Genomic DNA, 13,564 nt, shown 5'->3' on the forward strand with positions numbered 1-13,564 from the left:
AGCATTTAAAAATGTGTTTTTTTTCCGCTATAAGGTAACCCTATTACTACTCTGTAGCTTCTGGTGTTTTTCCTGCTGGTATTAGTGAATAATTCACTGCAGTCAATGCATTGAGAATATTTGCTTTTAAAGAATCAAGAGCAGTTTCTTCTTCTGTGAAAGGTTTAATCTCAATGTCTGTGGGAATTTTAAATTTCATATATAACCGCTAATCTATTCTTTAATATAAATTTTTATACTGTAGCTTTCGCCGCTATCGCTGATAGCTCTAATAATAAATTCACCGGTTTTTGCTTTCCATATTACTGCTTCGTTTGGTTTCGCGGTTGCTATTAATTCATTTTCCACAAACCAAAAAATGTTGTTGGTTTTATTATCGCTAATTGCACTAAAAGTAATGTGATCACTATTTTTAATTGAATGTACGGAATTTTTTAACGGGTATATAATTTTAGGTTTTTGATGATGCCAATTTGTCAACCTATTGCAATGGTTTGTAGGTATCGGTTTCGGTAATATATGTATTCCTGCTTTTTGATAAACCGCAAGCATATCTGTTGGCCATAAATTTACTGTTTTATATTCTGTTTGTCCTTTAATAAAGTTACAAGCAGGCATACCGGTTTTTAAATCTATCAACATTTTTCTATAAATACCGGATTGTTTTATCGGTGATTTGCCTTGAATGAATAAGGTTTCTGCTTTAACCGGACACATATCGTTATCGATATCTCCCGTATCTGCACAAACTTTTACTTTAGTAATATTTAGTGATTAATTTTTGAAAGGATTAAATCCTCATCTTTATTTGGTCTAGCTATGGATTCGATAATATTAAAGAATAAAGGGGTTGCAGCAATATTACCCGTAAATGTTCCGTGAGTTTGCCCTTTGAAATCCCCAACCCAAACAGCAAGTACGTATTTCCTGAATATGCCGACGCTAAGTGCATCTCTAAATGAGCTGGAAGTACCTGTTTTCCAATAAATCGGTAAGTTATGCCTTGTATTATTATAGGTAATAGGACGAGTCGTATCTTTTATGATATCAAGTGTTAAATAGCTTGTCTCGGGGGATAGTAGTACGGTGTCTGTGTCATCCTTGTCCTCTCCTGTGTTATTCCCGCGAAAGCGGGAATCCAGTAAATCATATAAAATTTTTGTTCCAACATTTAGGTAATTTTTTATGGCTTCCTGCTGTTGCAGGAATGACATAGTAGAATCCAATACTTTTCTAAGCGGTTTATAAGTACCGAAATTAGCAAGCATAGCATAAAGAGTAATTAACTCTTCAAGAGTAATTTCTGCTGTGCCGAGCACTATAGATAAACCGTAATTTTCAGGTTTTCGTAAGCCGCTAATTTTTGCTTGTTGTAAGAACTCATAAAAATTCGGGTTTTTTAACTTAGACGCTAGAAATATTACAGGTACGTTACGGCTCTTTATTAACGATTCTCTAGCACTTAAACCGCCTGCAAACCTACTATCAAAATTTTCCGGTTTATAATAATCATAGTAAGTAGGTGTATCCTTTAGTAAAGTTAACGGATGTATTAGTGATTAATCAAAACTAAGTGCATAGACAAACGGTTTTAAAGCTGAGCCTGGAGATCTATGGCTTTTAGTGCCGTTAATCTGTCCACAAATATCGTTATTAAAAAACTCTCCGGAGCCAATACTTGCAAGCACTTCCATAGTAGTAAAATCAATAAGAATTACGGAGGCATTATTAATGCCATATTTTTTCCGATCATTAATATATAGCCGAACTTGTTGTTCTATAGCAGCTTGCAGATTTTTATCTATAGTAGTGCGTATAATAGGGCTATCATTATTTGCTAGTATGTCTAAAGTAAAATGCGGTGCAATAAAAGGAAGCTTTTTATTTTGATTAAATTTAACCGGCAAACTAATTAACTTATTATAAATAATATCTTGTGGGTGAATCGTGAGCCACTCGGTAAATAGATATTTACGTGCTTTAAAAATATTAATATCATTCCCGCCTCTTTTAAGCGGATTTTGTGGGATTACAGCAAGGCTTAGAATATCGATCAAATTTAAATCTTTTAGGTCACGATTGAAGTAAATATAACTGCTGGCTGCTATCCCTTCAATATTACTACCGTAAGGCACTAGATTTAGATAAGCTTCTAGGATTTATCTTTTGAATAATGTAGCTCTACATGAATAGCTTTAATGATTTGATGGATTTTACCAAGAATAGTAGCAGAGTTTATTCCATATCTTAAACGTGCTACTTGCATTGTTATAGTAGAGCCGCCTATTTTACGATTATTCTGTAAATAAGTAGAATAAAAAGCTTTGGCTAAAGAAACAGGGTTAACGCCAAAATGCGCATAAAAATGCTTGTCTTCATATAATAGTACTGTTTCTATAAAACTTGCCGGTATTTCACGTATAGGAGTGAATATCCTATATTTATCGTCTTTAGAAAGCGAAATACGCATTAACTCGCTGTTTCGGTCAAATACTCTTTGTGAGAAACTTACGTCTTTAAGTAAAGGTGCAGGAGGAATAGCAAAATATAATATTATAATGCCGCTAATTGTAATAAAAAGTAATTTGGTTTTGAGAGACAAAGTAATATACCTTATAGTTTAATGTCATTCCTGTGTAGGCAAGAAAGCGCGGTTGCGTGGAACGATTTTTGCGTCATTGCGAGGAAAAACTGCAAGTTTCGACTAAGCAATATTGGCACAATTCCTGAGATTGCCACGCTCACTAACGTTCGCTTGCAATGACGACTTGGGTATTCATGCGGGAATGACATCATGTTATATAACAATCATTATAAAGCATTTTAAAAATAATGAAAATTTTAATAATATAGCTTGCATGTATAGAAGTAATATCGTATAATATTCTACGAGATTTTAATAAATTAACTAAACGTTAACAAAATAACATTTCCTATAAATACTAAAATATCATATAAAATCCACGTTACTATCCTATTTTATAACTCATCAATATAAATTTTTGACATAATATTTTTTATGTATCATTACTTGAATAACAAAAAAGTATTAATATTTTAAGTAATAAGATTTATTAAAGAGGAATTAGAGATTATGGAAAAAATATTAAATCTATAAATTCTAAACTTACAAAATTATTCTTACTTAACTGTGCTAATGCTGCAATCCTTACCGCTGTGACCGGGGAAGGAAGAGCAGATATAGAAATCTATGATATATTGCACCATACTGCTGACTACCAAATATTAACTCCTGCTCAAAAGCTTAATGTTATAAAAGGAATTCAGGACCGTACAGATTTTGGTGACCTTGTTGACCATCTTATGCCAGGGGAAAGAAGATTATTCAATAACGCAATAATAGAAGTCACTAGACTTCAAGCAGTTGCTCCTGTACTTAACGGTGCTAGAGAAAGAAGAGAAGTACGTGCAGCCGGTGTTGAAGTTGTTGATTTAACAGGTAATACAGCAGTAGAAACAGGACGTAACGAGCAAGAGATGGCTCTAGAAAATAGACTTCAAGTATTGGAAATCCTTGCTAAAGCTGAAGGGGCAAATGCTGTCAGTATTAACGATAAAATTAAAAAGGCTATACATTTTATAACATAGAAAATTTAAATACACCTTTGGAGCAGTTAAAATATATAGCTATGACAGGTGGTGTAGATGTGAATGACGATTTAAAAGTTGTAAATAATCTGTAAGAAGCATCGATATTAATGCTAAATACTCTGAATCAGGAAACAGCCCTTTTAAATAAGTTTAAAAGCGTAGCTACTCCGGAAGCAAAACATAAATTATTAGATCAATTTAAAAACTATGTTAATCAAAACTTAGTTGAGCTTGAGTCTAAACAATCTAGTATTCCCATAAGACAATCCGTAATGAAGTTAGCTGATCCTGCAATAGTAGTTAATTATTGAGAGCAGATGGCTAAATTAAAAGAAGCATATATTGATAACGGTAAAATTAAGATAGTGAATGAAAACGATAAGGTAGTTGATGAGCAAGGTCTAAAAAGTTATAAGAAGATTTTAAAAGATGCCGGTTTAATAACTAAAGATTTGGATGGTAAGAAAATGCAGGCATTGATAAATAATTTCGATGCTTTAACAATGAGTGATCTGGCACTTGTCCTAAAAAAGACTGTAGGTGAAATAAGAATAGATAATGAGGGTCTAGTAGGTCTTGTAATATAGCACCTCAAGCAATGGCAGGAGTAGTACCGCCTCCTCTGCCTCTACCGGGTGGAGTAGCAGCTCCTCCTCCGGCAGGTGTAGGTATAAGACTTGCAATAGCTAGGGATATAGCAAATCTAGATGCCATAGGTGATGATGAACTAAAATTAGCAGGTTATAAATCTAAAGGCAAAAGAAGATGTTGCATTAAGAGGAAGAATAGCTGCACCGGCACCGGTTGTAGGCAGAGCAGTCGCAGAAGTTCTTGTAGCTCCGAATACTTTAGACAGAATATTTCATAATGAGATGTATTTAGCTAAAAATAATGGAAATCCCGGAAAGCTAGAAGTAAGAACATTAGATTAGGTGCAGAAACAGATTTAGGGATTACTATCAAAACACTTTTAACTTTAGAAGAAAGGAAAAGTTCACTTGAGTCTTTAGCATTATTTTCAGAAGCAAAGCCTGATAAAGCACAATTAATGATAAAAGCTGAGAATGATTTGGAATAGACTAAAAGATGATGATGTAATAAAGCAAATTTCAAGGCAAGCTTTAACTTTAAATAATAAAATAGCCAACAAGGAATTTTTTAAAGAGCTATTTAATGAAGAAGAACATAATGCAATAGACCGTTAAACTATACTTTTGATAAATTACCGCTGGACTTACAAAATCATATTACGGCAAGAAGTACTGAAATAAAAATAAAAGATGAACTACAAGATAAGAAAACAATTATATCAAGAATAGATTATATTGCTAAAAATGAAAATGTTTTAGGAGCAAATTCTTTAAATAATGAAATAGAGATAAAATTTTCCGGTGTACTAGATCTAGCTCCTAATAAAGGAGAAGTACGCGATAATATAGCCCTTACTCCTAAAGCAAACGAAGTAAATACTCAAATAAATAATTGGATTAATAACAATATTGTTAATTTAACAGTGGAAAGTAATATAGATAGAGGCTAACATTTTTACAAAATAAAGCTGTACCGGCAACATTATCAAGAATTTATGAAACGGTAGTTGATACTAACGCTAGATTACTAAGAAAAGTTTTAGCCGATAATGCAGCTGGTTTATCTAAAGTTTCTAAAACCATTACAGAGAAAAATATAACAGACGCTGTACAAAATAATTTTAATGCAAAAATGAAAGCTTTAATACCTAATACTAAAGATTTCTTAAAAGAGGCAATTGTAAAATTTCTTAATATAAATAAGTGATGAGAAAATAGAAGCGGTATTAAAAGGAGTAAAGCTGCTAATACCCCTGTTATTGCACCAGTAATAGTGGTAGCAGGTGGACCTGCCACTACCTACGAGGATAGGATATAATGGGCTTGGTATGGACGGTTTAGTCAGAAAGAGGAACAGTCTAAAGCCTATCGTAAATCTTTTTCCTAAACAAAATGCTGTGGTTGCAGTGGCAGTAGCTTATATTGCTCCTACTTCTAAAATAGGGGCAAAAATACGAAACCGTTGTTCAAGCTATAGCAGCGTCAGTTGACACGGATTTAAAAAGAGAGTGAGCAATAAAGACTCAAGGAAAGGAAACACTAAAAGCATTAATTGTAGAAGAAGTTTTTGAGAAATATACAAATAAAAATGCAGATGCACTTGATGGTAATATAAATCAATTAGCTCAAGCTATAAAAGAAGGAACCAATATTGAGTTCATAGGTCCTAAAAGAGAAGTAGCAAGTGGTATAGATCAGGAAACAAGAAATTTATGTATTAGAATGAATCAAGATGCAGGATTAATGCGGCAACTTAAAGCGAATAATTCTAGGTTAGCAGCAATTATAGAAGCGGCAGCTGTAAATGAAGCAGAAGTTGCTACAAGACATCCTGAGTCAGCAGCAGCACAAGCAGTAGCAAATGGAGACGTAAGCTATGGTGGAGTAGTTGTAGTAGCTTCTGCTGTTGCTTTTGTGGTTCCTGTTGCACCGTTGGTTTTACGGCAGATCCTGAAGAGGATGCAGGAGAGGTAATAGCTGTTCCTGCAGTTGCAGCTCCATTAGCACCGGCACCGGTAGTTATTAATATGGAAGATATAGGGGTAGTTCCGCCTCCGGTGGAAGAAGCTCCACATACTGTAGAGAGGATTGTTCCTGTAGAAGGCAATATTGAAGGCTTTGATGATAAAGATGATGATTTTAACATTGAAGAAGATTATGAAAATGATGATTATAATATAATACAGGAGCGAACAAAAGTAGAAGTATCTAGTAGTACAAATTCAGCATCTAAGGATTCTGAAGTTAGCCTTGAAAACTCGAAGCAAGAGGAAGCTAGACAAGAAGAGGAGGCAAAAGTAGTTGCTTCTATAAAGGAAGCCGCAGAAGCAAGCATTGCTGAAGCTGTAAGAGTTGAAGCTGCTGAAGTTGTAGAAATGCAAAATGCAGTAAAACAAGACGAAGAAATGATTGGAGCAATATATAATCTGATTCATGATATCACTCAAATGAGCTGTAATATTATATCGCATAGCATGTTCTCTAGTGCTGTGGTTGCTGCGGGTGATGAAGATGAAAAAGTGTTAGATAAAAGCCTTTGGATTGCAGGTACTTACGGTACTAATACGCAAAAAGGTTTTGCCGGTTATAAAGGTCATGCTGCGGGTGGTACTATAGGTTTTGATATTGGTTCTGATAACTACAAAGATTTAGTCGGGCTTATACTAAATTGGATTCAAAGTTTAAATCTAACGGTACAAATACTAATATCGATAGCCATATCGTAACTTTATACGGACAAAAAGAATTACCGAAAAACTTTATGATACAAGCTATGTTTGCTTACAATCATAATATAGTAAAGAGTAAATCAACCGTTTAGGTACTATTGCAACCGGTAAATATAAGGATAATAATTATAACTTTGACACTTTATTAAGTTATACTCATCTTATGAATGGTGATATTACTCTTACTCCAAATCTTGGTATAAGATACGGCCACTCTAAAGACAATATATATCAAGAAAGTGATGTTGTAGGTATTCAGCATTTGAGTATTGGTTCTAAAAGTAGCATTTATAGAGCGGTATTTTAGGCGGTAAGGTAGCTCTTTAGCACCGCAGAAAATAGCTGAAGGTTTCAGTGTTATGCCTGCACTTCAAGCATCTGTAGAACATTACTTAATGATAATAGTACAACACTTAATGCTAAAGTAAAATGGAAAGATAGAGAAGTTAATGAAACTATCGCATTACCGAAGCAACCTAAAGTCGCTTATAATATCGGTGCTAGCGTTTTAACTGAACAAGATAATGTAAGCGTATTACTTGAATATCACTGTCATTTACAAAAGAAATATCAAAGCTATCAAGGCTGTGTGAAGTTGAAAGTGAAATTATAACAGCCAAAATCGTCATTGCAAGAAAAAACTGTAAGTTTTGACGAAGCAATCCAGTAAAAAATGCTAATTTATAGCATTGTTTTTTATTTTTTGTGGATTACCACGCAGCCTATGGCTGGCTCGCAATGACGATTATGGACCCACGCTAGCAATGCACTCCCAAGAGTTAATACTTATTACTCGTCTCTTACTACTAACACTGATATATCTGAATGACGGACGATTTTAGAAGCATTAGGTCCAAGCATATAATCTTTTAATTGTAGTCTGACTGCAGAGATTATGATTAAATCGGCTTTAATTTCATTAGAGTGCTTAATGATTTCATCATAAACGGCACCGCTACCTATATAATAATCTGTTTCAATTTCATTGGGAATATATTGTTTGATAAGCTCTTGAATTTGAGCTTTATACTTTTCTTTTTTCTCTGTTCTCCAATGTTTGGGTAAATAATCTTCAAACATTTTCGTACCGAATTCAGGAATTACATACATAAAATGTAATTTTGCTTGAAAGTTCGTCGCAAGCATTAAAGCCTTAGAAAGAATACCTTTTATAGATTTTTTATCATTTAAATCTATAGGTATCAGTATATTTTTAAATATAGTATTTTCAGACATAAGATATTGTTAGTTTTTGTTTCTTACTGCATCATGTTTTGGTAGGATAAAATTTTTAGTATCGGCGAAATAGTTAAGGTCCAGGTTATTTAATAAGTAGTTAGAAAGTTTAAAATTTGCTACGTTTCTATGAAAAGCTCCGATAAATTTATCTAAAATATCACGATTTGCCTCATCTCTAGTTACTAGGATTGCCGATACTTTTACTGTAGTGTGATTATCGGTAATCCCTGGATATAAGCCCTTATGAAGTATGGCTTTATGAAAAGCTCTATTTTGTTTTATTAATTCCGTTATTTTATCATTGTCAATAGAAATGAAATCAATTGCACACTTATTAGCTATTAAATTTACTAAGGGGTTAGAATGTCCAACCATCATTATTATAGCATCTATTTCCTTATTACAGAATTGATCACTAGAATCTTCATAATTAATGTGTAGCTCTTCAGGTTCCTTAGCAAATTTATATAAAGAACGTACGACATCATAAGTAATATGACTACTGGAAAATGCTGGACCGTTAGTTATTTTTTTTCCGTCAATATCAGCAAAACCTTTTATTTTATCCTCATCTTTTACAATAACCGTAAAAAACTCATCATGTAGATTAAGCACCTGACGTAAATTGTGCATTTTTTCTTGATCGTGATAATAACCTATGCCCTCATATGCTTCTACTGCAATATTAGCTTGCACTAGGGCTAAATCAATTTTGCCTTGTTGTAATAATTTTAAATTTTCTATACTACCGTTTGTTGCAACAACTTCGCATTTAATATGTTCATTATTTTTATCGTCATTTGTAATAGTCTTGCATAAATCAAGTCCAATAGCATAATATCCTTTTAAAATAGAGCCGGTACCGATTTTAATGACTTTTGGAGCAGCATAAATATTACTGCAAATAAGAAATATGCTAATAATAGTCGCTAGCTTAAAATTGTTCATAAAGCTAATTTGAATTATTTGTGGTATTTTGGTCTTCTTTATGTTCACCAAGTTTTAGTTCTAATAAATTAATAGCACCGATATTTATTCCTTTGTCTGAAAACTCAATATCAAACTTAGCTTTTGCTATATTGTTGTAAGCTGAATTTGAATCATTTTGCTCTGTATTTAATTGCACGTCGGAAGCTTTATTAATTGCTTTAGCAATAATTGTTTTAATTATTTTCTTAGAAAAAATAATATTATTCGGTAATAATTTATCAACTATGGAATTATAATTTTCCAGCTCAAAATATAGTTTTCCTTTCGGTAATTTATTGGCAAAGAGTTGTAAATCACCGTTTAAATTAATTTTAGAATCATTATCACAAGTAACAATAAATCTCTCTATATTAAAATTTTGTAAAATAGCTGAATCTTCTCCGTCTTCAGCAAATTTTAAAGAAGCAGCAATATCTAAATTAGCATTTTTAAAATTCAAAATATCTTTTTCTGAATAATACTTCATGTTTAAAAATAAGGATATATTTTCCTCACTTGCTAAATTCTGTTTTCTTATAAGAAATGCTAAATCATTAATTTTAAAGATTTCTTGATTATCTTTAAATATCAATAATGCTTTATTATTTAACTGAATTGATTTTAATATTCCTTTTAAATTATCATCTTTTGATATTTTATATAAAGGTTTATTAAATTTTCCTATACCTTTTATGTCATCATCGCTGCGTACATCATAGGTAAATGTTTTGTCGCCGTAATTATCGACTTCTCTAATAAAAGGACCGAAATTAAGAGCGGCTCTTTTAGTACTAAAAGCTATATTTAGGACAATATTTTTGCATGTAAATTCTTTAGAATTTACATGATTAATTAATTTTACTTTAGGATCCGTTACGGTAATTTTCCAATTAAAAGGATAGCCTGAAAACTTAACTACATTATAAGATATTTTAAGATTATCGGATTCAGAATTCTTCATTAAACTTACAACGTTATTTTTTATAGTATATGCAGTTGCAAACCATATTATAGTAAAGGCTAAAAACACAAAAAGAAGTATTTTACGTATCACTTTTTTAATCCATTATAATTTTATATTACGAGTAGCAGCAGGAAGGCGTACTTTTATGCCGTCTAATTCTTCGGTTAAAATAATTTGACATCCCAATCTAGAAGTATCGGTAAGACCAAAGGCTAAGTCAAGCATATCTTCCTCTGCTTCCGTAGGTTTTTTTAATTTGTTGTAAAATTCTTCTTCTAAAATAACGTGACAAGTAGCACAAGCAAGCGATCCTTCACAAGCTCCCTCAAGGTCTAGATCGTTACTATGGGCAATTTCTAAAATAGAAAGCCCTATCGGTGCTTCTACTGTTTTTTCTTCTCCATCATTTATAATAAATGTTACTTTTATTTTTCCTGACATTCTTCTTATTTTTCATTATCTAAATTAGTTCGATTATATATAATATTTTATATATAACTGAGGCTATTTAATTTGATTGATATTTTTGCCTTTTAGCAAATCATTAATTATTATATTAAACTTTGTATCCATAGATTTTTTTATTTTGGATTTAAACTCTTTAATAGAATTATTAATTAAGATCCAATCTCTAGCGTGTACGGCTTCTTTTATATTATCTAATAAAGAATTAATTATAGATATCTCACTTTCCGATAATAAAGTTGTTAATTCCGCTATAGCACGTTCTATGCTAAAGATAAAAGCCTCTGCTTCAATTACTGCTTCTTGTAATAATCTTGTAGTATAATCTATTTTAGCATTTTTATACGCGTTTTCTAACATAATATCAATCTCCGTTTTATCAATACCGTGATTTGGCTTTACTTCTATAGCATGTGATGTATTGCTGATTTTCTCATAAGCAGAAACGGATAATATACCGTCTGCGTCAATAGAAAAAGTAACTTCGGCTCTAATATATCCTGCTTTCATAGGAGGAAGTCCCTTTAACTCAAATCGGGCTAAACTGCGACAATCGGCAGCCATTTCACGTTCACCTTGTAATATATGAAATTGTATACCGGTTTGATTATCGACATAAGTCGTAAATTCTTTTACGACCGAAATAGGAATCGGAGTATTATGCATGATGATTTTTTCAACTATACCGCCATATAATTCCATACCCAGCGATAAAGGTACTACATCAATCAATAATGAATTTGTATGGGGTGCTATTAAATTTTCTGCTTGTAATGCAGCCCCCCATACAACTGCTTTATCAGGATCAATATCTGATAGAATATCTATTTTAAATGCTTTATATAATTCGTCTTTTATTAAAGGAGTGCGGGTTGCACCTCCTACTAAAATAACTCCGTCTATATTTGGATTTCCTGCTTGTTCTAAACACTCTTGAGCTATATTGATAGTACGTTCTACTAAGGGTAAAATTAATTGCTCTAATGTTTGCTTATTAATTGATACATTATCATTATTAAAACTATCTTTATATGTTAAAGTTTCTTTTGCTTTTTTTGCAAATTGTAAAGTATCTATAGAATTAGGTAAATCAAATTTATTGCAAAGATATTGTGTAATTACTACATCTATATCGTTGCCACCAAGCATATTATCGCCATTTGTTGCTATAACTTGAAAAATACCTTCTTGTATATTAAGAATAGATACGTCAAAAGTGCCGCCGCCTAGGTCATATACTAAATAACAGCCTTTTTGATTTTTGTTTAAGCCGTAAGCATAGGCAGCTGCAGTAGGTTCGGCAATTAGCCTTAATACTTCAAAACCTGCTATTTTAGCCGCAAGCATTACTTCTCCTCTTGCTGCATCGTTAAAATGTGCAGGTACTGTTATTACTGCTTTAGTTAGATTAGTCTTTAATTGTTCTTCTGCTTGATTTTTTAGGTAAATAAAAATTTCTGCTGCAATTTCAGGGACTCTCAGTTGTTTATTTGCAAAATTTAGCTTAAGCTCACTACTATTTACATCTAGATAATCTTTAACTAACGAAAAAAGTGCCGGAGTATTTAGAATTTCTTTTAATGTTTTACCGAATAGTCTTTTAATAGAACGCAGTCCTTTATTATTACCTATAGTAAAATTGTTACTTGTAAAATCTATAGTAGTTGGGATTAATTCTTTATCATCTATAGATTTAATAACTTTAACTTTTCTATTAGCTGCAATAGCTATTAATGAGTTAGTAGTGCCAAAATCGATACCGACTGCTATTTGCTGTTCTGGCTTAAAATCAGCTTGCTCCGGTTCCCTAATTTCTATTATTTGCATGATTTTATTTTTTCTTGCAGTTTATGCAGCAATGTCCCAATATATTTAAGCTTGCTAGTTTTTATAGTTGCGTCTGATAGATTTTGTTCTTCAAAAGCTTGTTTTAAAGAATCAATTTCAAGCTTTTTCATTAATTCATATTTGTCTTTTATTTTTTCTAAATCACTAAATAAGATAGTATTTTCGATTATTTCCATTTCATCCCAGAATATGCTTAATTCTAGCGGCGAAAGTAAACTACGTGTTTTTTCGTCATTCAAATTTATATTTTGCAAAAGCAGCATATATTCAGCACGCTTTAAGGCATCTTTAAGAGTAGAGTAAGCGTTATTTAATTCAGCCGCAGTAATTAGATTTTGTTCCTTTTCTTGCAAAGTTTTTGCTTTATCGGGATGATATTTTACCTGCATAGCAAAATATTGCTTTTCTAATATCTTTAAATTAATATTATACTCTTGCGGAAGTCCTAATAATTGAAAATAATTTTGCACTTTTCCTTTTTTGTAATTCTAAACTGCTCTATCATATATCAAAAATTAAAAAAATACAATTATGGAAGTAGATCTATTACATTTTGAAAAAAAATATCATAACTGTATTGTAGCAGGTATAGATGAAGCAGGTAGAGGACCGCTTGCAGGTCCGGTAGTAGCAAGTGCCGTTATAGTAGATAACGCCAATATTATAATGGGCATTAAAGATTCTAAAAAGCTTTCCAAAAAGAAAAGAGAATTACTATATGAACAAATCACTAGTAATTATGTTTGGGCCACTGCTATTATTTCTCATACCGAAATTGATGATATTAATATATTAGAGGCAACTAAAAAAGCTTGTTCTATTGCTGTAGCAAATCTTAGCCTTGAGCCAGAAATAGTGTTAGTTGACGGTAATATGCAGTTTAAGGATGAAAGATTTGTCAGTATAATTAACGGTGATAATTTATCATTATCGATTGCTGCAGCTTCTATTATTGCAAAAGTTACTAGGGATCGTTTGATGCTAGACTTAAGTGCTGAATTTCCCCAATATTTATGGCACAAAAATTCCGGCTACGGTACCAAAGAACATATCGAAGCTATTAATATACATGGCTTATCACCGTATCATCGTAGGAGTTTTAGGTGTTGTTAATGGTATTGCCCGTGTGGACACTGAATCATCATTGC

18 protein-coding genes and 1 pseudogene are annotated in these 13,564 nt (G+C 32.2%); 10 read left to right on the forward strand and 9 right to left on the reverse strand.

Translation table 11 applies throughout. The features are described 5' to 3' along the window. Positions 1–46: 46 nt before the first annotated feature. Both ACHBLB_RS03745 and pbpC read right to left on the reverse strand, forming a co-directional pair. Positions 47–199 carry a hypothetical protein gene (locus tag ACHBLB_RS03745; protein ID WP_475840681.1) on the reverse strand — a complete coding sequence of 51 codons (153 nt, stop codon included), beginning with the start codon at positions 197–199 and terminating at the stop codon, positions 47–49. 14 nt (positions 200–213) lie between these two features. Then, positions 214–2,602: pseudogene (pbpC, locus tag ACHBLB_RS03750) on the reverse strand (penicillin-binding protein 1C). Positions 2,603–3,177: 575 nt separating this feature from the next. Between pbpC and ACHBLB_RS03755 the strand changes: the two are divergent. From ACHBLB_RS03755 to ACHBLB_RS03775, 5 genes are all read left to right on the forward strand, one after another. After that, positions 3,178–3,609 carry a cell surface protein gene (locus ACHBLB_RS03755; protein WP_475840682.1) on the forward strand — a complete coding sequence of 144 codons (432 nt, stop codon included), beginning with the start codon at positions 3,178–3,180 and terminating at the stop codon, positions 3,607–3,609. A gap of 110 nt (positions 3,610–3,719) precedes the next feature. Beyond that, complete coding sequence (locus ACHBLB_RS03760; RefSeq protein ID WP_004996507.1) at positions 3,720–3,923, forward strand: hypothetical protein; 204 nt, start codon at positions 3,720–3,722, stop codon at positions 3,921–3,923. A gap of 6 nt (positions 3,924–3,929) precedes the next feature. After that, positions 3,930–4,199 (forward strand): hypothetical protein, encoded by a 270-nt coding sequence (locus ACHBLB_RS03765; protein WP_475840684.1) that lies wholly within the window; start codon positions 3,930–3,932, stop codon positions 4,197–4,199. A gap of 11 nt (positions 4,200–4,210) precedes the next feature. Then, a complete protein-coding gene (locus tag ACHBLB_RS03770; RefSeq protein ID WP_475840686.1) occupies positions 4,211–4,480 on the forward strand; it encodes a hypothetical protein in 270 nt (89 codons plus the stop codon). Positions 4,481–4,676: 196 nt separating this feature from the next. Next, positions 4,677–4,817, forward strand: a complete 141-nt coding sequence (locus tag ACHBLB_RS03775; RefSeq protein ID WP_475840688.1) for a hypothetical protein — start codon at positions 4,677–4,679, stop codon at positions 4,815–4,817. Between the two features lie 378 nt (positions 4,818–5,195). On the opposite strand, the gene ACHBLB_RS03780 is transcribed toward ACHBLB_RS03775, so the two are convergent. Next, positions 5,196–5,498 (reverse strand): hypothetical protein, encoded by a 303-nt coding sequence (locus ACHBLB_RS03780; RefSeq protein WP_475840690.1) that lies wholly within the window; start codon positions 5,496–5,498, stop codon positions 5,196–5,198. On the opposite strand from ACHBLB_RS03780, the gene ACHBLB_RS03785 reads away from it, so the two are divergent. From ACHBLB_RS03785 to ACHBLB_RS03800, 4 genes are all read left to right on the forward strand, one after another. Next, a complete protein-coding gene (locus ACHBLB_RS03785) occupies positions 5,486–5,692 on the forward strand; it encodes a hypothetical protein (protein ID WP_475840692.1) in 207 nt (68 codons plus the stop codon). The two genes, ACHBLB_RS03780 and ACHBLB_RS03785, sit on opposite strands and share 13 nt — an antisense overlap. Before the next feature lie 232 nt (positions 5,693–5,924). Continuing rightward, positions 5,925–6,176, forward strand: a complete 252-nt coding sequence (locus ACHBLB_RS03790; protein WP_475840694.1) for a hypothetical protein — start codon at positions 5,925–5,927, stop codon at positions 6,174–6,176. A 53-nt stretch (positions 6,177–6,229) separates the two neighbouring features. Next, positions 6,230–6,928: a hypothetical protein gene (locus tag ACHBLB_RS03795; RefSeq protein ID WP_475840695.1), complete on the forward strand. Its 699-nt coding sequence runs from the start codon at positions 6,230–6,232 to the stop codon at positions 6,926–6,928. 100 nt (positions 6,929–7,028) lie between these two features. Then, positions 7,029–7,238 (forward strand): autotransporter domain-containing protein, encoded by a 210-nt coding sequence (locus ACHBLB_RS03800; protein ID WP_475842726.1) that lies wholly within the window; start codon positions 7,029–7,031, stop codon positions 7,236–7,238. A 482-nt stretch (positions 7,239–7,720) separates the two neighbouring features. Here ACHBLB_RS03800 and ACHBLB_RS03805 read toward each other — a convergent pair whose 3' ends face one another. The 6 genes from ACHBLB_RS03805 to hscB all read right to left on the reverse strand — a co-directional run bounded on the left by ACHBLB_RS03805 (position 7,721) and on the right by hscB (position 12,886). Further along, the gene (locus tag ACHBLB_RS03805) at positions 7,721–8,167 is read right to left on the reverse strand and encodes a universal stress protein (protein ID WP_475840697.1); all 447 of its coding nucleotides are present in this window, start codon (positions 8,165–8,167) and stop codon (positions 7,721–7,723) included. Positions 8,168–8,176: 9 nt separating this feature from the next. Beyond that, positions 8,177–9,118: a TAXI family TRAP transporter solute-binding subunit gene (locus tag ACHBLB_RS03810; RefSeq protein WP_475840699.1), complete on the reverse strand. Its 942-nt coding sequence runs from the start codon at positions 9,116–9,118 to the stop codon at positions 8,177–8,179. A gap of 4 nt (positions 9,119–9,122) precedes the next feature. Beyond that, the gene (locus tag ACHBLB_RS03815; protein ID WP_475840701.1) at positions 9,123–10,193 is read right to left on the reverse strand and encodes an RP198 family tick cell line-upregulated protein; all 1,071 of its coding nucleotides are present in this window, start codon (positions 10,191–10,193) and stop codon (positions 9,123–9,125) included. Positions 10,194–10,205: 12 nt separating this feature from the next. Further along, positions 10,206–10,544 (reverse strand): ferredoxin family 2Fe-2S iron-sulfur cluster binding protein, encoded by a 339-nt coding sequence (locus ACHBLB_RS03820; protein WP_004996492.1) that lies wholly within the window; start codon positions 10,542–10,544, stop codon positions 10,206–10,208. 63 nt (positions 10,545–10,607) lie between these two features. Continuing rightward, the gene (gene hscA, locus ACHBLB_RS03825) at positions 10,608–12,395 is read right to left on the reverse strand and encodes a Fe-S protein assembly chaperone HscA (protein WP_475840703.1); all 1,788 of its coding nucleotides are present in this window, start codon (positions 12,393–12,395) and stop codon (positions 10,608–10,610) included. Next, complete coding sequence (gene hscB, locus ACHBLB_RS03830) at positions 12,386–12,886, reverse strand: Fe-S protein assembly co-chaperone HscB (protein WP_004996487.1); 501 nt, start codon at positions 12,884–12,886, stop codon at positions 12,386–12,388. Before hscB ends, hscA begins: the two co-directional genes overlap by 10 nt. A 61-nt stretch (positions 12,887–12,947) precedes the next feature. Here hscB and ACHBLB_RS03835 point away from each other — a divergent pair, with 61 nt between their 5' ends. Continuing rightward, positions 12,948–13,529, forward strand: coding sequence for a ribonuclease HII (locus tag ACHBLB_RS03835; RefSeq protein ID WP_475840705.1), 582 nt, complete (start codon positions 12,948–12,950; stop codon positions 13,527–13,529). Positions 13,530–13,564: the final 35 nt, after the last annotated feature.

It is taken from the genome of Rickettsia lanei (genome assembly GCF_056242675.1).

Excerpts from the sequence above, each read along its gene's own strand:
- ACHBLB_RS03745 (WP_475840681.1), bottom strand. The coding sequence starts at position 199 with ATGAAATTTAAAATTCCCACAGACATTGAGATTAAACCTTTCACAGAA.
- ACHBLB_RS03760 (WP_004996507.1), top strand. The coding sequence starts at position 3,720 with ATGCTAAATACTCTGAATCAGGAAACAGCCCTTTTAAATAAGTTTAAA.
- ACHBLB_RS03765 (WP_475840684.1), top strand. The coding sequence starts at position 3,930 with ATGGCTAAATTAAAAGAAGCATATATTGATAACGGTAAAATTAAGATA.
- ACHBLB_RS03770 (WP_475840686.1), top strand. The coding sequence starts at position 4,211 with ATGGCAGGAGTAGTACCGCCTCCTCTGCCTCTACCGGGTGGAGTAGCA.
- ACHBLB_RS03775 (WP_475840688.1), top strand. The coding sequence starts at position 4,677 with ATGATTTGGAATAGACTAAAAGATGATGATGTAATAAAGCAAATTTCA.
- ACHBLB_RS03790 (WP_475840694.1), top strand. The coding sequence starts at position 5,925 with ATGAATCAAGATGCAGGATTAATGCGGCAACTTAAAGCGAATAATTCT.
- ACHBLB_RS03795 (WP_475840695.1), top strand. The coding sequence starts at position 6,230 with ATGGAAGATATAGGGGTAGTTCCGCCTCCGGTGGAAGAAGCTCCACAT.
- ACHBLB_RS03805 (WP_475840697.1), bottom strand. The coding sequence starts at position 8,167 with ATGTCTGAAAATACTATATTTAAAAATATACTGATACCTATAGATTTA.
- ACHBLB_RS03810 (WP_475840699.1), bottom strand. The coding sequence starts at position 9,118 with ATGAACAATTTTAAGCTAGCGACTATTATTAGCATATTTCTTATTTGC.
- ACHBLB_RS03820 (WP_004996492.1), bottom strand. The coding sequence starts at position 10,544 with ATGTCAGGAAAAATAAAAGTAACATTTATTATAAATGATGGAGAAGAA.
- hscA (WP_475840703.1), bottom strand. The coding sequence starts at position 12,395 with ATGCAAATAATAGAAATTAGGGAACCGGAGCAAGCTGATTTTAAGCCA.
- ACHBLB_RS03835 (WP_475840705.1), top strand. The coding sequence starts at position 12,948 with ATGGAAGTAGATCTATTACATTTTGAAAAAAAATATCATAACTGTATT.